Below are 17,143 nucleotides of genomic sequence, written 5' to 3' on the forward strand. Positions count from 1 at the left end.
CGATGGCGCGCGGCTCCCAGCTTCTTGCCCTGTGCGTACTGGCGGCGTCATGCGCGGCGCTGCCCGCATGGGCGCAGTCGCGCTACCAGCAGCAGGTGTCGGTAACGATGGGTGTGGACCACGACACCAACCCGGGGCTCAGGGCAGAAAACGCCCGCAGCGCCTCGCGCCTGCGACTCAATCCGCGCTATACGCTGCTGCGCCAGGGCGACGTGGACACCCTGAGCCTGAGCCTGGGCGCAACCATTGAGAAAAGCAGTGACGAGGCTGTCAGCCGCAACCGCCAGGATCCTAATGCCCGGGTGCAATGGCAACACGCCTGGGTGAACACCGTCTTGGGTCTGAATGCAGGTTATGCACGCAGCTCCTTGCGCGAGGCATTGCTTGAAGACACCGGGCAGCTGACCAGCGACGGCACGCGCACGGTCAAGAACCTGGGCGCCACGCTGTCGCACCAGCTCTCGCCCCTGTACCGCACCAGCGGCGGGCTGCAGGCCCAGTGGACGCGCGACACCGGCACCTCGGGCAACCCCGACAGCCGCCAGAACAGCGCCAATGCAGAGCTGAGCCGTTCGTTGGACGCCACCAGCGAAGTCTATGTGGCGGGGCAGTGGACCTCGTTCGAGCCCGATCGCGTGGAGTGGGAGCTGATCCCTGGCTTCATCTTGCTGGGGCCATCCAACCGCAGCATCATGCGCAGCATGGATGTGGGCTACCGCAACCAGATCGACGAGGTTTGGCACTGGAACGTCAGCGCCGGCATGAGCAAGTACACCGGCCCGATCAGCGACAGAGCCTTCAAGGGCCAGGTGCAGCTGGGCTATAGCGGCCAGCGCTGGAACGTCACCGGCGCCTGGTCTCGCCAGCCGGTCACCGACAGCCTGCGCGGCACGTTCTCGCAAAGCCAGCAGCTGCGCCTGAACGCCGACTACGCCTGGGACGAGCTCACCCGCATCGGCATGAACACCTACTACACCCGCACCATGAGCACGCAGCGCAACACCACCCGTGGCGTGGGCATGAGCCTCAGCCGCGAGCTCAGCCCGCTATGGCGTGCCACGTTGCAGCTCAGCCACAGGCAGGTGAACCGCAAGAACGAGGGGCTTGCCTGGTCTTCCAACGAAGCCAGCGGCAGCAGTGCCTACGTGTACCTCACGTACACCCATCCCGATTTCTGAAAACGTGTTCACGATCTTGCCGCGGCTCGCTTTCTATCCAAAGGCAAAGGCGGGAACTCCCTTTCTCCGTCATTCCGGCGAAAGCCGGAATCCAGCGGCGACGCTTCCTTCACGGCGAGGGCTGGATACCGGCTTTCGCCGGTATGACGGGGAAGAATGCTCAAACACAGATCGTGCACACTCTGATGAACATCCGCTTTATGTCGTCTGTACCGTGCGGCGTCACTCTTTCCATCCAAAGCGGGAACTCCCTTTCTCCGTCATTCCGGCGAAAGCCGGAATCCAGCGGCGACGCTTCCTTCACGACGAGGGCTGGATACCGGCTTTCGCCGGTATGACCGGGAAGAATGGTCAAACACAGATCGTGAACACACTCTGATGAACATCCGCTTTGTGTCGTCTGTACCGTGCGGCGTCACTCGCGTGCCATGCGGAGCAAAGGGGAGAAAACCAGTGCCGCAGCCGCCCAGTGCACGCATGAATGATTTGTTCACAGCCTCGCCAGCACCGTTAGGCAAAACCGGCCTGGCACTGCGGGCATACTCACAGGTTCCCGGCAGCGCCGGGACGCCTTAGATTTTGCGGCGACGTCCCTGTGCGCCGCCGCGCCATCCGACACACCGGATCTCACTTCCTGCCGTCAACGCATGTCCCAAGACGAAGACTACCAGCTCACGCTGCGTGACTATCTCTCCATCCTCAAGCGCCGCGCGCTCCTGATCGCCGTCACCTTCATCGGTGTGGCAGCGGTGGCGATTGCCGTGGCCATGCTGATGCCGCCGGTCTACCAGTCCACCGGCACCATCATGATCGAGTCGCAGCAGATCCCTACCGATCTGGTGCAGGCCAGCGTGACCAGCTATGCCGACGAGCGCATCGAGGTCATCAAGCAACGTGTGATGACGCGTGACAACCTGCTGCGCATCATCAGCAAATACGACCTGTTCAAGGATCGCAGCATCACGTTCACGCCGTCCGAGCAGGTCGACGAGATGCGCCAGCTCATCACCGTGCAACTGATCAACGCCAACGTGCGCCAGGGCAAAGGCTCGGCCACCATCGCGTTCAAGGTGTCGTTCGAGGATCGCCAGCCGCAGATCGCCCAGCGCGTGGCCAATGAACTGGTCACGCTGTTTTTGAACGAGAACGTCAAGGTGCGCACCGAGCGCGCCACGCAGACCACCGAGTTCCTGACGCAGGAGGCCAACCGCCTGAAGACCCAGCTTGACCAGTTGGAGGGCCAGATCGCCACCTACAAGCAGCAGAACAACACGGTGCTGCCCGAGAACATCGCGCTGAGCATGAACGCCATCCAGCGCATGGAGACCGAAATGCGCGACGCCGAGCGCGAATACCGCTCGGCCGAGGAAGAGGTGCGCAGTCTGGACATCGAGCTGGCCGGTGCCAAGGCCGCCGTGGCCAACGCCGCGGCCAACGCCTCGGGATCGCCCATTGCCGGCCTGAACGCCGACGAGGCCGAACTGCAAAAGGCCCGCTCGGAGCTGGCGCGCATGGCCAACACCTACACCGACAGCCACCCCGACGTGCGTGCCACCAAGCGCCGCATCGAAGCGCTGGAAAAATCGATTGCCGAGACCGCCAAACTGCCCCGCCCCAGCGTGCTGGCAGACGGCTCGCCGCTGTCGGCGTCACCCACCGTGGCCGCTGCGCAAATGGTCGTCTCCAAGATCGAGGCGCGCCGCGTGTCGGCCCAGTCGCGCATGCAACTGATGCGCGCCCAGCAAGGCGAGTTGCGGGCCCGCCTGGCCGACGCCGAGGCGCAACTCGTCAAGGCGCCCCAGGTCGAGCGCGGCCTGGCCGCGCTGCTGCGCGACCGCGAAGGCGCACAGCGCAAGTACGAGGAAATCCGCGCCAAGCAGATGAGCGCCCAACTGTCCGAGAACCTGGAAGACGAGCAGCGCGCCGAGCGCTTCTCGCTGCTGGAGCCTCCGCTGGCACCCGATCGCCCCATCAAGCCCAACCGCAAGAAAATGATTGCCCTGGGCCTGGTGCTCGCCGGCGTCGCCGCGGGCGGCCTGACCATGTTGCTGGAAATGCTGCACGGCACCGTGCGCGGCGCCGAGGCCGTCACCGCCATCACCGGCAAACGCCCCCTGGTGCTCATCCCCTACATCACCATCGCCGAGGAAAACCAGCGCCAGCGCCGCCACTGGAAGCGCCTGATCATCGGCGCCGTCGTGGCGCTGGTCGCGGCCCTGCTGGCCATTCACTTCTTCTTCATGCCCTTGGACACCCTGGTGTTCAAGCTGCTGCTGCGCCTGTCCTGAATACCCGGGTCGCTCCATGGAACGCATCAAACAAGCCATCGACAAAGCCCGCGCCCAGGCGCCTGCCTCTGCACCCTTCGCAGAGCCCGCAGCGCGCGGCACCCCCCACACTGCGCCGCCGCCGCCGCGCCCTCACGTCCAGGCCATGGACGTGAGCTACGTGCACACCGAAGTCGTGCCGCTGGATCCGGCGCACCTGGAAGAGCACCGCATCGTCGCCTACAACAAGGCCAGCCAGCACAACTGGGCGTTTGACGTGCTGCGCACCCAGGTGCTGCAAAAAATGGACGAAAAAGGCTGGCGCACGCTGGCCATCACCTCGCCCACGCTCGAATCGGGCAAGACCGTCGTCTCGATCAACCTGGCGATGAGCATTGCCCACCACTCGCAGCGCACCGCCATGCTGGTCGACTTCGACCTGCGCCGCCCGCGCGTTGCCAGCTACCTGGGGCTGAGCCGCAACCCGTCGCTCAACGAAGTGCTGGCAGGCCAGGCGCAACTGCATGAAGCCATGGTGAATCCCGGCCTGCCGCGCCTGGTCGTCGTGCCCACCAACCGCCCCGTGCCCAAGGCGGCCGAGGTGTTGTCGTCGCAAAGCGTCGGCGTGCTGATCGAGGATCTGCGCGACCGCTACGACGACCGCACCGTCATCTTCGACCTGCCGCCCATGATGGCCGGCGACGACGTCATGTCCGTGCTGCCGCGCATCGACGCCGTGTTGATGGTCATCGGTAACGGTAACAGCACCAAGTCCGAGATCGAAGAAAGCATGCGCCACATCCCCGCCGACCGGCTGCTGGGCGTAGTGCTCAACAAGGCCGAGGCGGCAGTGCGGCGCGGGTATTACTGAGAGCCGCGGCAGCATCGGCATCGGCCAGGGGGCTGGCCTCCTACGAACCGCCAGCAGCCCGGCCGGTTTTTGTGGGAGCGGCGCCCTCGCCGCGATGGCGTGCACAGGCAGACGGTGGTTTAGATCGGTGCTCCCCGCCGCAATCGTCGTATCGGCCAGGGGGCTGGCCTCCTACGAATCGAAGAAGAACTGTAGAAGCTACGTCCTCGAAGCGATGGCGCAGCCTTACCCCGGCTTGCCTTGGCGCAAGGCCAGCCACTGGATGGGCAGCGATCCATCCAGCTCAATCTGATAGCGGCCGCTCTGGTAACCCACCGGGTGTTCAATCCACTGGTTGAACGGTCCATTGCGGTACAGCTTCAGGCCAGCAGGCGCCTTGACTTCAATGTGACCGGTCAGCGGCTCGACGATGAAGGGCGCTTTGCGGCTGTTTGGCTGGGGCTGTGACCGCGTGCCAATGGAAATCATCAGATCCTTAGAGTTGCCCAGCACCGCGTCATCCAGGCTTTGCAGCGCCACTGCCGCGTTGCGTGTCTGCAAGTCCAGCCGCAGCGCGGGCAATGCCACCGTGCTGACGCCAATCCAGCCCATGGCGGCCTGGGTGCGGGCGGTGTTGATGGTGTAAGTGCCCTTGGCCCAGTTGTGCGTCAGCTCGCCCGTGTCGCTCGTCGCCTCTTGCGCGCCTTCGGGCAGTAGCGACCGCGTGGGGTCTTTGATGATGATGGCACCCGCAGGTGGCTCACGCCGCTTGAGCCAGGGCAGTTGCGGCGTGGCCGGCATGGCGATGAGCAGCTTGCCTTGCTCGGCCGCCGTGCGCAGCGCGGGGGAGTTTCCCGCCGATGTCGCCTGGCCAAAAAAGGCCTCGGCACCGGGGTCGTAGACGTAGGTGGTCGTTGCCTCGCGCACGTCGCCGCGGCGGTACATCAGCGCCGCCGCGCTGAGCATGGGCAGCAGCGACGGGTCGTTGTACGAGTGCCAGTTGGAAGGGCTACCCTGATCGCGCGGACTCTGCTGGCTGTATGCGTAATGCATCAACGCGCGCCAACCCTGGTGCGACGCCATCGCCGCAATCATCAAGGGCAGCGTATGTCGGTCGTAGGACGGAAATGGTTCAGCGTTCCACTCACTTACCGTCAACGGCATGCCCACCACCTGGGCCGCGGCCAACCAATGCCCCAGATTGGCAGACCAGGCCGGGTCTTTCTCCAACTGATTCGCAGCGCCGTAAGCGTGAGCGTCGATCAAGTCACCCGTGGTCAGCGCCGGTAGTGAGAACAATGGGTTGTTACCCCAGGTATTGGTCGTCGCCAGCGGCTGCTTGACGCCTAGCTCGCGCAGCTGGGCGATCATGTCCACGTCAAAGCGGTGCTCCAGGTCGTTGAGAAAAAGCTTGCCGGGGCCGGGCTTCCAGCTGATCCAGGTCTGCTTTTCTGGCAATCCCGTTGTTTGGGCGAATGTGCGCGCGGCATTCATGTACAGCTTGTTGTGCAGCGGTACCTTTTTATTGGGCAGCATGGAATTGCCAAAGTGGTGCGTCACGTCGTTTTCATTGGTGATCAGCATCGCCACGATGGCTGGCTCGTCCTTGTACGCCACGCCCGTGTATGCATTGCGGTGGCTCACATACTGCTCGTTGAAGCGGCGCATGGCCTGCTGCATCGTGATGTTGACGTAGTTGAAACCCTTGAGCCGGCCCTGCCCTTTGCCATTCGCCAATTCGTCAAAGCCGTAGATGCCGTCATCAGGGAAAAAGGGGCGGCCCACATGCAAATCCAGCCACACGGCAATGCCTTCGTCTTTCAGGCATTTGATCCACCAGTCGAGCTTGTCGAGCGCCTCGGCGTCGAGGGAGCCCGTATCGGTCACTGTCTTGCGGTCGCCAAAGATGTTGGGGTTCACCCAGGGCGAATCATGGTGGTGCAGACGCACCAGGTTGTAGCCCAGCTGCGCCATGCGCTTGGCCTGCTGCTGCACCACTTCACGCGGCGTTTTGAACAACGCGTATGCCGTGACGTTGGTGCCCCAGTAGCGTGCGGCGGGGCTGGCGTTGGCGCGCAGGCTGGCAAAGCCCTCATTTTTGAGGCTGCCACCCAGCAGGTTGTGCGGTGTGGTGCGCGCGTCGATGGTGTCCTTGGGCCAGGTGCTGGCGGGCGGGCCATTCAGGCGCTCGCCGGGCGGCGCCTGCCATTGCACGTCGCCCGACCAGCTCAGCGTTACGGTATAGCGCTGCTCCCCCGCCTCAATGGTTTTGTCGAAAAAATACGCACGCACCTCGGCCGGGTTGTCGCGCTCGAAAAAGATGGCGGGCAGCGCTGGTGAAAACCGCATGGTGACCTGTGCGCCCCCAGCCTGCCCCCACTGCCAGCCCGTGTTGTCTGGCAGCAGCGTGGGCTTGCCCATGACATCGCCGAAGGTTTTCAGGTCGAACTTGAATGTAGCGCCGCCGCCCACCACGTCGGATTGCGCGCGGTCGGCCAGCATGCGCAAATCGTAGGTCAGCGTATGCGTGTCGGTGCGCTTTGCACTGCCGCTCCAGCGCACTCCCAGGTCACTCACCTCGCCCACCACTTGGTAGCCCTGTGCGCCGCCGCCTGTCATCTTTGCGTGCGCACTCGCCCACTTCCACTGCTTGCCCCAAAACGCCCAATTCGAGGTAAACCCCGGCTGACCGCCAGCGCTGACCGTGGGCAAGCCACGAGACTCATTCACCTGAACCTGCCACGCTGGTGCGGCCGCAGCGCTTGCCAGAGTGCAAACCAACGTCAATCCCAGCGCGCTAAGTGCTGATGAAAGAAAGCGCATATCTATTCCTTTGGCTAAAAAGTACCGCATTTGCTGCGATTTGCTGCATTTGTGACTCATTGCGTCGGCTGTGTTGCGTCTGTCACGCCGGACGCCGCTCTTACAATGGCCCGCCGCATCCTTGGTCGGACACCCTGCCGGTGTGCACTCCATGGAGGAGCATGGCGCTAGACGCTTGTCGTCGACGACGGTTCCTGACGGAATATAAACAAATTTTTAACCGAAAAAATGTGCTTTGTAACACATGAGTTGTCAGTGTTATGAAATGGCGCTGAATGCAGTACGTGGTTTTTAAATTTGATGCGGGAAAATTAGTAAATCAAGATTGTTTATAAAATGCCAAATCATATAAAAGCGTATATCGTCCTGTTGGCAATTGGGTGCATGTGCTATGTGCTTTGGGTGGGCGCTGCCAAAAAAATTGAGATCGCTAATTATGGTGCGGGATATGTTGCCAAGGTAGGGCGTCAGTATTTTGTTGCGTGGGTTGTGCTGACATCCTGCGCGTTTTTGACTTCTAATTATTATATTTTTGCATTGTTGTCATTTTCATTGATTTATTTTTTGAGGAAAAAAATACCTATTGAGGCGCAAGGTGGATTGTATCTGGTTTTACTTCTTGGGTTGCCCTCTCTTAGTAAAACAATACCTGGATTCTTGGGGTTGCAGCAGCTTTTTCAGTCGTCGTGGCCATTGATTTTAGGGGTGGCATTTGTCTTGGCAGAGAGGCAGGGAAGAATTTTTAAATTCACTGAAAAAGTGGATTGGGCTGTTTTTTTGTTTTTTGCAATTGTTGGTATATTGTTGCTTCGGAAATCTTCTTTTACAGATGGATTGCGTTACGTATTTATTTATTTTAATTTAATTTGTGTTCCTTATTTTATTGCCAAGAAAATTTCAAAAAATGCGGCGAGTGTGCGTTTGATTTTTATTGGCTATGTTTTTATTATGTTAATTTTGGCCGGAGCGGCTGTGTTCGCTTCGCTTAAACATTGGAATGTCTATCAATCTCTGGATAGCGCGTTGGCGCTGAACGAAAGAGGGATTACGGGGTATAAATATAGAGGTGGCTTTCTTCGGGCTTCAACGACGCTCGGTGCAATTCATCTTGCAATTGCCAGTTTTGGTGCTGTAATTCTTTATAGCTATCTTTCGTATGGCACTCGGTCGTCATTGTATAAAAAGGCGGCATTTTTTTTGTTTTTCTTGACGATTGTATTGACTTTTTCTCGCGGACCGTGGTTGATCGGGTTGGGCGTCCTGGCATTGTATTTTGCAATGGATCGCGGATCGAAGGGTTTGATTTATCTCGTCATAGGGTTGGCGGCATTTGCAATGCTGCTTTCGGTGAGCGGCGTTTTGGGTTCCGTGATGGACGGCTTGTCATTGCGGGACTCCGGGAATGTCGATTACCGCCAGCATTTGCTTGAGGTGGGTATATCTGAAATCATGAAATACCCATTTTTTGGAAGACTGGATTTCAGAGATGCGGCTGCATTTAAGACGCTCATTCAGGGCGAAGGCATTGTTGATATTGTTAATACCTATCTGCAGATCGCCTTGGCTTACGGCGTTATCGCTTTAGGGTTTTTTGTTTATGCGTTGATTGTTTGGCCAATATCAATTTATCGTAAAGCGGCTCGAAGCAAGGATCTGCAAAGGCAAAAAATTGCCAGGGCTTATTTTTGCTTCATGCTTTGCATTGCTATTTCTATATTTACCGTAAGCTCTTTTAATGTGGGAAGCGTATTCTTTCCATTAATTATGTTTTGGGTCGGAGTTGGTCATGGTGTCGAAGGGTATTGATATTTTCATGTTTATCCCGAGCGTGCCTCTAGATAAAACTCCCAATGGGGTATGTACTTACGCTAAAAATTTGATTTGTCTTCTTTCTGACGACGGTAGCTTTAGAGTCAGGCTGGTTGCCAAGGCCAGCACGCAAGAAGATTGCGCGGCAGCCGGTGCACATGCGTATTACCTGAATCAAAACTCCATGGCACGCAGATTGTTGGTGAGAATTTTTGGGCGGCCAAAATACGAAGCCATGATGGCGTGGAAATTTGGAAAGTTTGTTCAAAAGGCGTCGCGCCAATCGCCTTGCCTGATTGAAATGGAGGAGGTTTTCGGGCAAAGTAAGCGCGTTCAGCGTTATGCGGGAGCAGTTCCTGTCGTCGTCCGGCTGCACGGGCCGTGGTTTTTGGTGGGGGATGCGCAAGGGTTTCCTCACGACTTGAACTACCAGGAGAGGGTGCGCGCAGAAGGAGAGGCCATCTACGCTGCAGACGCCGTTTCGGCTCCTTCAGAATTTGTTCTTCGGGCGGTAGAGGAATTTTATAAAAAAGAACTTCCCCGAAAAATAGTGATCGCCAACCCGTTTCCCGAATGCTTCCCGGAAGACCATTGGAAGTTGCCCGAGGCGACTTCATTGGTACTTTTTGTTGGTCGTTTCGATAAGGTTAAAGGCGCTGATATCTTTATTGAAGCCATGTTTAAGCTGGCTGAAAAGGTTGACGGGTTAAGAGCGGTTTTTGTTGGGCCGGATGATAAAAAAATTGCTGTGGAGGATGGGCGTGTGCTGGACAGGCAAGCGTTCGTCGCATGGTGCGAAGAAAAATACCAGCGGCCCAGTCCGATCGAATTCATGGGGCGCAAGAGTCCAGAAGAAATTACCCAATTGCGCAAGCAGGCTGCCGTATGCGTGGTGTCGTCCAGGATTGAAATGTTTCCCTATACCGTCGCCGAGGCGTTGGCCCAAGGGGTGCCAACGGTAGCCAGCCAGGTTGGTGGAATACCCGAGATGATTGATGACGGCCACAACGGTTTGTTGTTCGACAGCGAAGATGTGGATGGTTTGCTGGCTTGCGCCAGAAAAATACTGGCGTCGCCTGAGCTGAGTGTGCAACTTTCGGCGAATGCCTTGACGACAGTGCGTGAAAAGTATTCACACGAAGTGCTGGCGCGCGCGCAAAAAAAATTCTACCGATCGGTGGCTGATTGTTTTGTCGATGGCTGATGGCCATGTATTTGATTGGCTTTGCGCCACCTGTTCCGCACTCCGTGCATTTCTTTGGTTCGAGAATATTACCCGCCCATGATTTATTTGATTTCTACAGTCTGGCGCCAATTAAGCCGTGCGCGAAGGTGGTCGTTGGCGCTGGTCGTGGTGCTGATGCTTGCGGGTGCATTGGCCGAGGTGTTTACCTTGGGCGCAATCGTGCCCTTTCTGGGGCTGCTGGCAAGCCCCGAATTCGTCGACAAGGCGCCCTGGTTGGCCAATTTGCTTGACGGCATTGCCGCCGTTCTGGGCGGCACGCGCCTGCTGGCGGCGTCGGCGCTGTTTGCCGTGGTGGCCATTGCGGCCGCCGTGCTGCGCCTGGTGCTGACCTGGAGCAGCAACCGGTTGATTTTTGCCATTGGCGCCGACCTGAGCGCGCTGGTTTTTGACAAAGTGCTGCGCCAGCCCTATGCCTACCATCTGGCCCGCAACAGCAGCCAGACGCTTTCCGCCATTGAAAAAGTGGGGCATTTGACAATGGGCGCGCTGGCACCGCTGATGCTGCTGGCGGTGGCGGCAATGATGGCTACCTCCATTTTGGCCGCCATGCTCTGGATTGACGTGCACGTAGCGCTGGTGGCGGGCGGGTTGATTGGCGGGCTGTACGTGGTCATCAGCCTGTGGGCCAAAAGCCGGCTGCAGGCCCATAGCCGCACGATTGCCGAAAAGAGCACGCTGCGCCTGCAATACCTGCAAGAGGGCGTGGGCGCCATTCGCGACATTGCGCTGGAGCACAACCAGGACGTGTACGTGGCCCAGTTCTCCTGGGCCGATCGCGCGGCGCTGCGCGCGCGCGCCGCCAACCTTACGCTGGCCACGGCGCCTAAATACCTGATCGAAAGCCTGGCCATCATTTTGGTCATTGCGCTGGCCAACTGGATGGTGCGCGGGCCGGGCGGCATGGCCGATGCCTTGCCCGTGCTTGGCGCACTGGCCCTGGGCGGGCAGCGCCTGCTGCCGCACGTGCAAACCATCTACAACGGCTATGCCAGCTTCCGCGGCACGTCAATCGCAGTGCAAGAAACGCTGCAACTCATCAATATGCCCGTGCCGCCTTCTAATACACGGCGGGCGCCGGCAACGGTTGACGAACGGCCGCTGCTCGGCATTGCGTTGCGCGACGTGCGCTTTGCCTATGGGCCAGGGCTCAAGGAGGTGCTGCGCGGCGTGAATCTGTCCATCCGTGCCGGCGAGCGTGTGGGCTTCGTCGGCGTAACGGGAGGGGGGAAAAGCACGTTGGTTGACATCTGCATGGGCCTGCTCACGCCCACCAGTGGCGCCACGGTGGTCAATGGCGAGCCCTTGACCGAGACCAATCTGCCTGAATGGCACCGGCGCATTGCGCACGTGCCGCAGGCCATTTTTTTGTGCGACAAATCCATTGCCGAAAACGTCGCCCTGGGCGAGCGCATGGGCGCCATCGACCAGGAGCGGCTGGCGCAGGCGCTGGAGGCGGCGCAGCTGGGCGACTTCATCAGGCAACAGCCGCAAGGCGTGCAAACTCGCGTGGGCGAGCGCGGCGTGCAGTTGTCGGGCGGCCAGCGCCAGCGCATTGGCATTGCACGCGCGCTATACAAAAAAGCGGACGTGCTGGTGCTCGATGAGGCGACCAGCGCGCTTGACGGTGAGACCGAAACCAAGGTGATGGATGCCATTTACCGGCTCAACCCCCAATTGATTATTTTGATGATTGCCCACCGAGTGTCGACATTGGCGCGTTGCAACAAGATTTACCGTTTGCGCGATGGCCTGGCGTTTGAGGAAGCGCCAACGGGTGACGACTCGGCCCCTCATATCAATGTTGCAGCGGAGGCGTCGCATGCTTGATGTCATCGTCGTCAACTACAACACGGCCCATTTGCTGCAGCGCATGTTTGATGCCTGCGATGCAGCGGCGCAAGACATGCCGTTGCGCTATTGGGTGGTTGACAACGCTTCGCGTGACGATTCGGTGCAAGTGCTGCGCCGCGATCACCCAAACGCCTTTGTGCAGGTCAACGAAAAAAACGTTGGTTTTGGCCGTGCCAACAACCAGATGGTCGAGCACTTGACGGGCGAATATGCCTTGCTGCTCAACACCGATGCTTTTGTGGCTCCCACTGCACTCCAGGTTGCCATTGACTGCCTGCAGCGCCGGCCGAACGTGGGGGCCGTCGGCGTGCGGCTGACGACCGAGGACGGGCAGTTGCAGCCCAGCTGCCGTTACTTTCCCACGCCGTGGAATATGTTTCTGCAGCGCACAGGCCTGTCGCGCTGGTTTTTCGGAGTGCAGATGGTTGACGATTACAGCTGGGATCACCAGGGAGAGCGCGAGTGCGATTGGGTTCCAGGCTGTTTTTTGTTGATCCGCAAGAAGGTGATCGACCAGATTGGCTTGTTTGATCCACGTTATTTTCTTTACTTTGAGGAAGTGGACTTGTGCAAGCGCATACAGGCCGCAGGCTGGAAGGTGCTCTACACAGGTGCAACTTCAGCCGTGCACCTGGGCGGGGAGAGCGCCAAGACCGTGGCGAAAATCACCCAATCGGGTAGGCAAATTTCTGAGCTGCAGGTGGAAAGTGAATTGCTCTATGTGCGCAAACACCATGGTTTGGTTGGGCTTTGGCAGCATTTGGCACTGACGCATTTGGCTGATGCAATCACGGCGACCAAGGATCTACTCAAGCGCCGAGGCTGGGAAATAGCACGGGCGCAGTTTGAGCGCGGTGCGGCGCTGCGTCGTATGTGCGGGTTGACGCGCTGGGGTAGGGTGTCAACAAGGTAAGCGCATGTCATGGGCCTTTGTACAGGCGAGATCATAGTTTTGAAAATTTTTATCAAGGAAACGCAATGCAAGCTGATCAACAGAAACCGACGATTCAACGCCGCTCTTTTATCGGCTGGTTGGCGGGCGCACTACCTGTTGTCATAGGTGCGGTGTCGTTTAAAGAGAGCAGGCATTCGATGGATTCAAATTACGTGAAAGCAGGCGACGATTTTTTGGTTGTTGACGGATGGGTGTTGCCATCCGCTTACTTCAAGTGACGCGACGATGATTTCCGATTTCTCACAAACTACCGACCTGCCGGCCTTCGATGTATGTGTCGTTGGCGCCGGCCCCGCTGGAATAACGGTGGCACTCAAGCTGGCTGAGGCGGGCTTGAAAATCGGCTTGCTGGAGGCTGGCGGGCTAGAGTATGAACAGCAATCGCAAGATGTTTACAAAATTGAATCGGTCGGGCGCGATTTGTACGCAGCGACGACGCGGCTGCGTTATTTTGGAGGAACGTCCAACCACTGGTCTGGGCGATGCCGGCCTTTTGTGCGTGAGGATTTTGAGCATGTGGCCGTTGGCAGCCTGCCAGGGTGGCCTATCTCGTTCGACGATTTCAACGCATATTTGCCTGAAGCAATGCGCATCCTGGATCTTCCGGCGCAAGGTTTTGCCACGCGCAGCATACCGGTGGAAAACGGGTATTTCGAGGCGGAAAAAGATGCACTGAGCCCCCCGACGCGGTTTGCGGAAAAATACAAAAAACAATTGGAAGAATCCAAGAACATCCAACTGTTTCTCCATTGCAATCTGATCAATGTTGAGTACGACGGTCGTGGCGCCATCACTGGCCTTGATGTTGCCGGGTACGATAAAAAAACCAGTCGCGTCAAGGCAAAATACTATGTTTTGGCGTTGGGCGGAATTGAAAATTCACGCATGCTGCTCAATAGCCCATCGTTGATGGGTTTGGAGCATCTCAAGAAGATGGCCGGCGTTGGCTTCATGGAGCATCTCAACGTTGAAATGGGGCAGTTCTTTTTGAAAGAGACGTCTGACGATCAAGAAAATCTTGGCGGCTTCACGTCGCCAAAATTTGTTTCGGATGCAGGCGTGGGGCGCGGGAACGTGACGTTTGGAATCGTCCGGCAAATAAGATCTTATGGAAGAACGGCCAAAATCAAAACTTTTCTCAAAGGGCTGACCTGCGACCTGGCGCTGGCGGACAAAATTGATTTCATCACCAAAATCAATTGCCCTGGTGAAGGTTTTATTACGACGTTGCTGGAGCAATTCCCCGAGCGCAATGTCAACAGAATCGAACTCTCCAATGAAGTGGATTCTTTTGGCCTGCGGCGCGTCAAGCTCAATTGGCAGCTGTCCGAGCGTGACGTCAAAACCATCAAAGTGATTGCCATGGAGGCAGCCAAGGCGTTTGCCGATTCAGGGCTGGGTTTTGTCAAACTGCACGACTACATCCTGCGCGACGACGTCTTTATGCCGGTCAGCCCGCATGCCCACCACATGGGCGGCACGCGCATGGCGGCCAGCAGTGCCGACGGCGTGGTGGACGGCAATTGCAAGGTGTTTGGTGTGGACAATTTGTTCATGGCTGGCAGCAGCGTGTTTGCCACCGGCGGTGGCGGCAACCCGACCATGCCGCTGATTCAGCTTGCGCTGAGGCTGGCCCACCACCTTGAGCGCACCGTCAAGGCGTAGCGGTGGCGGTTGCGTGGATAAAACAATGAACCAAGCCCTCGGCGCGATCGCGCCCGACTGGTCGCGCGAAGCCTTGCGCGCAGGCGAATGGAATCCTGGCAAGCGCTTGCTGGCCAGCTTGCGCGATTATCAGCGGCATACGGTATCTGGCAGTTGGTGGTCGCGGCAGGTCTTGCGGCGTCTGGCTGTACTGCGGCATCGTTTTTGGAGCGCGGTCAGCGGTGCGGACATTCCATTGAACTCACACATTGGCGGCGGCTTGCTGCTGCCACACCCCAATGGTGTGGTCATTCATCCGGCGGCCCACGTGGGTGTTAATTGCCTGATTTTTCAGCAAGTTACGCTGGGCACGCGCGGCGATGGGCGAGCGCCGGTGCTGGGAGACCGTGTCGACGTAGGCGCGGGCGCCAAGCTGCTGGGGGGCATCACGGTGGGGGCAGATGCGGTGATCGGCGCCAACGCCGTGGTGATGGTGGATGTGCCAGCCGGTGCGGTAGCTGTGGGTGTTCCTGCTGGCGTTTTATAATTCGATGGCTTATCAAAGAGGGATCAAAAATTAGGAGTACTTATGATTATTTCGCAATGGGAAACGGATAATTTTGGTGATTGTTTGAATGACCTAGTGTGGCCGAATTATATTAAGAATATCAATAATATTCATAAAGATGCATATCTGTTTGGTATAGGTTCATTGTTGAATCACAGGCTCCCCGTGGGTGTTGATAAATATTTTTTGGGAACCGGATTCGGTCATGGTGATGTTCCGAATGTTGACAAAACATTTAAATTTGTCTGGGTTCGGGGGCCTAGGACAGCGAATTTAATAAAACAGCTATCAGATAGAGATGTGTCTTTTATCTCGGATGGCGCCTTGTTGCTTGCTGATATGTTTCAAGGTGGCGTTGCGAAAATTCATGAAACATCTTTTATACCGCATAAAAGCGCAGTTAACTCATTTGTGTGGCCACATTTAATGAAAATTTGCGATCGTATTGGAGTGAATTTAATTAATATTACAGATGATAGGCATAAAATAATTAATGATATTAGAGCGTCAAAGAAGGTGATCTCAGAAGCATTGCATGGCGCTATTGTTTCTGATGCTTTCGGGGTTCCGTGGCTACCTGTTGCTCGTCGAGGTATATTCGATTTCAAGTGGTTTGATTATTGTGAATCAGTTAATTTGAATTACAAGCCCGTGGATTTGCCATATCGCACGACTTTTTTCGATTTTACGCATTCCACCGGATTGAAGAATAGTGCTAAAAAAATTATCGGGCCGTTGTCATTGATGTTGTTGGAGCGAAGGTTGAATGCGTTGAGTAAATTTGGTAGCTATATGTTTGCCGACCGAGTTGTTGTGACGGATAAGATAAAAAATATGGCGAAGATGGCTGTTGGGCTGGAATCGAATATTTATTGATTTTGGTTGAATCGTGATTTATAAAATTCTGCCTGATATAAATGTCCAGCCTGCTTGGCTGTATTCTAATCTTTCTAAGATCAGTAATTTGTACGAGCCGTTTGTTGAGAAAATATTTCAGCCGCCCTTTGCTATCCCTGGCTATGAGGCTCGGGCGATTGTACAGCATGGAGTTACTGTTTCGAATTCGATCCATAATATTTCTGGAAGAAGAGCCAAAATTCGGGAGATGGTGGAAGTATATCGCCATGGTTCGACTTTTGATCTCGGGGAGCAATATATTTACGATGCTAGATGGAAATTTAATAAAAATATTGCGCATTTGATTCATCATCATTTGACTAGACTTGGTTTTTTTAAGAAAACCATTGGGATTGATGCTGGCGATATAAAGGTGATATTGAATGCAGAAAAAAATTCATTGGCTGAAAATATTTTTAATAATTTCGGGTACGAGGTTGTAAGGACGGATCGAAAAGTTGCTGGAAATATTGTGGTTTTTTCTGGCGGGGAGTTTTTTAATATATTGGAGTATATTGAGAATTTGAAATTTTGCGGCGTTGTTGGAAATATGCCGGAGAATATATATATACCAAGAAAATCCACAAGAAAAATTAAAAATTCTGACGATGTTTCATCTTTAATGCGTGAAAGAGGGTATGTCGAGTTGTTTTTTGAAGACCTGTCTATTGCCGAACAATGGTCAGCGATGAAAAATGCGCGAAATATTGTGGCTATTCATGGTGCGGCTTTGGGGTGGCTGGCGTTTTCTTGTCGGCGGCCAGATGGAATCAAAGCTAATTTAATTGAATTGTTCCCCGCTGGCTTTGTTGTTAATCCATATAGAAAGTATATGGCGGCGCTAGGTGGTGCGTGGGCAGGGTGCCGTGGCCAGATAACCAAAGAGGTTGTGATGGATTTAGATTTTGGGGGTGAGTTGAAGTCACGTGCGTTTGATGATTTTTATATCTCTCCAGAATCAATAGAGGCTGCTTTGGATCAAGTGAAAGGCTAATTTTGTTTTTTACTAATCGCTTTGATCGTCATTTCGTTGAAAGTAGAGAATTGAATTAATG

Annotated in this window: 13 protein-coding genes; 12 read left to right on the forward strand and 1 reads right to left on the reverse strand. The window is 56.2% G+C overall.

Going from position 1 to position 17,143, the window contains the following annotated elements:
- Positions 1–2 precede the first annotated feature (2 nt).
- The 3 genes from ABD767_RS00830 to ABD767_RS00840 all read left to right on the forward strand — a co-directional run bounded on the left by ABD767_RS00830 (position 3) and on the right by ABD767_RS00840 (position 4,316).
- Entirely contained in the window at positions 3–1,178 is a 1,176-nt protein-coding gene (locus tag ABD767_RS00830) for a hypothetical protein (RefSeq protein WP_344867650.1), read from the forward strand.
- 647 nt (positions 1,179–1,825) lie between these two features.
- Positions 1,826–3,466, forward strand: a complete 1,641-nt coding sequence (locus ABD767_RS00835) for a GumC family protein (RefSeq protein WP_344867652.1) — start codon at positions 1,826–1,828, stop codon at positions 3,464–3,466.
- 16 nt (positions 3,467–3,482) lie between these two features.
- Positions 3,483–4,316, forward strand: a complete 834-nt coding sequence (locus tag ABD767_RS00840; protein WP_344867654.1) for a CpsD/CapB family tyrosine-protein kinase — start codon at positions 3,483–3,485, stop codon at positions 4,314–4,316.
- 225 nt (positions 4,317–4,541) lie between these two features.
- Here ABD767_RS00840 and ABD767_RS00845 read toward each other — a convergent pair whose 3' ends face one another.
- Positions 4,542–6,872 carry a glycoside hydrolase 5 family protein gene (locus ABD767_RS00845; protein WP_344867656.1) on the reverse strand — a complete coding sequence of 777 codons (2,331 nt, stop codon included), beginning with the start codon at positions 6,870–6,872 and terminating at the stop codon, positions 4,542–4,544.
- 648 nt (positions 6,873–7,520) lie between these two features.
- Between ABD767_RS00845 and ABD767_RS00850 the strand changes: the two genes are divergently transcribed.
- The 9 genes from ABD767_RS00850 (at position 7,521) to ABD767_RS00890 (ending at position 17,082) form a co-directional block, all read left to right on the forward strand.
- Entirely contained in the window at positions 7,521–8,924 is a 1,404-nt protein-coding gene (locus ABD767_RS00850) for an O-antigen ligase family protein (RefSeq protein WP_344867658.1), read from the forward strand.
- Complete coding sequence (locus tag ABD767_RS00855; RefSeq protein ID WP_344867660.1) at positions 8,905–10,131, forward strand: glycosyltransferase family 4 protein; 1,227 nt, start codon at positions 8,905–8,907, stop codon at positions 10,129–10,131. The genes ABD767_RS00850 and ABD767_RS00855 overlap by 20 nt, the downstream gene beginning before the upstream one ends.
- Positions 10,132–10,287: 156 nt before the next feature.
- On the forward strand, positions 10,288–12,000 hold the full coding sequence (locus tag ABD767_RS00860; protein WP_344867748.1) for an ABC transporter ATP-binding protein: 1,713 nt from the start codon (positions 10,288–10,290) through the stop codon (positions 11,998–12,000).
- Complete coding sequence (locus ABD767_RS00865; protein ID WP_344867662.1) at positions 11,993–12,937, forward strand: glycosyltransferase family 2 protein; 945 nt, start codon at positions 11,993–11,995, stop codon at positions 12,935–12,937. The genes ABD767_RS00860 and ABD767_RS00865 overlap by 8 nt, the downstream gene beginning before the upstream one ends.
- A 65-nt stretch (positions 12,938–13,002) precedes the next feature.
- A complete protein-coding gene (locus ABD767_RS00870; protein WP_344867664.1) occupies positions 13,003–13,197 on the forward strand; it encodes a hypothetical protein in 195 nt (64 codons plus the stop codon).
- 7 nt (positions 13,198–13,204) lie between these two features.
- The gene (locus ABD767_RS00875) at positions 13,205–14,644 is read left to right on the forward strand and encodes an FAD-dependent oxidoreductase (protein WP_344867666.1); all 1,440 of its coding nucleotides are present in this window, start codon (positions 13,205–13,207) and stop codon (positions 14,642–14,644) included.
- A gap of 25 nt (positions 14,645–14,669) precedes the next feature.
- Complete coding sequence (locus ABD767_RS00880; RefSeq protein WP_344867668.1) at positions 14,670–15,170, forward strand: serine O-acetyltransferase; 501 nt, start codon at positions 14,670–14,672, stop codon at positions 15,168–15,170.
- 42 nt (positions 15,171–15,212) lie between these two features.
- The gene (locus tag ABD767_RS00885) at positions 15,213–16,067 is read left to right on the forward strand and encodes a polysaccharide pyruvyl transferase family protein (RefSeq protein WP_344867670.1); all 855 of its coding nucleotides are present in this window, start codon (positions 15,213–15,215) and stop codon (positions 16,065–16,067) included.
- A gap of 13 nt (positions 16,068–16,080) precedes the next feature.
- Positions 16,081–17,082, forward strand: coding sequence for a glycosyltransferase 61 family protein (locus ABD767_RS00890; protein WP_344867672.1), 1,002 nt, complete (start codon positions 16,081–16,083; stop codon positions 17,080–17,082).
- Positions 17,083–17,143: the final 61 nt, after the last annotated feature.

The sequence above is a fragment of the Comamonas faecalis genome, from assembly GCF_039538025.1.
GTDB classification, from domain to species: Bacteria; Pseudomonadota; Gammaproteobacteria; order Burkholderiales; family Burkholderiaceae_C; genus Comamonas_C; species Comamonas_C faecalis.

Excerpts from the sequence above, each read along its gene's own strand:
- ABD767_RS00830 (WP_344867650.1), top strand. The coding sequence starts at position 3 with ATGGCGCGCGGCTCCCAGCTTCTTGCCCTGTGCGTACTGGCGGCGTCA.
- ABD767_RS00835 (WP_344867652.1), top strand. The coding sequence starts at position 1,826 with ATGTCCCAAGACGAAGACTACCAGCTCACGCTGCGTGACTATCTCTCC.
- ABD767_RS00840 (WP_344867654.1), top strand. The coding sequence starts at position 3,483 with ATGGAACGCATCAAACAAGCCATCGACAAAGCCCGCGCCCAGGCGCCT.
- ABD767_RS00855 (WP_344867660.1), top strand. The coding sequence starts at position 8,905 with ATGGTGTCGAAGGGTATTGATATTTTCATGTTTATCCCGAGCGTGCCT.
- ABD767_RS00860 (WP_344867748.1), top strand. The coding sequence starts at position 10,288 with ATGCTTGCGGGTGCATTGGCCGAGGTGTTTACCTTGGGCGCAATCGTG.
- ABD767_RS00865 (WP_344867662.1), top strand. The coding sequence starts at position 11,993 with ATGCTTGATGTCATCGTCGTCAACTACAACACGGCCCATTTGCTGCAG.
- ABD767_RS00870 (WP_344867664.1), top strand. The coding sequence starts at position 13,003 with ATGCAAGCTGATCAACAGAAACCGACGATTCAACGCCGCTCTTTTATC.
- ABD767_RS00875 (WP_344867666.1), top strand. The coding sequence starts at position 13,205 with ATGATTTCCGATTTCTCACAAACTACCGACCTGCCGGCCTTCGATGTA.
- ABD767_RS00880 (WP_344867668.1), top strand. The coding sequence starts at position 14,670 with ATGAACCAAGCCCTCGGCGCGATCGCGCCCGACTGGTCGCGCGAAGCC.
- ABD767_RS00885 (WP_344867670.1), top strand. The coding sequence starts at position 15,213 with ATGATTATTTCGCAATGGGAAACGGATAATTTTGGTGATTGTTTGAAT.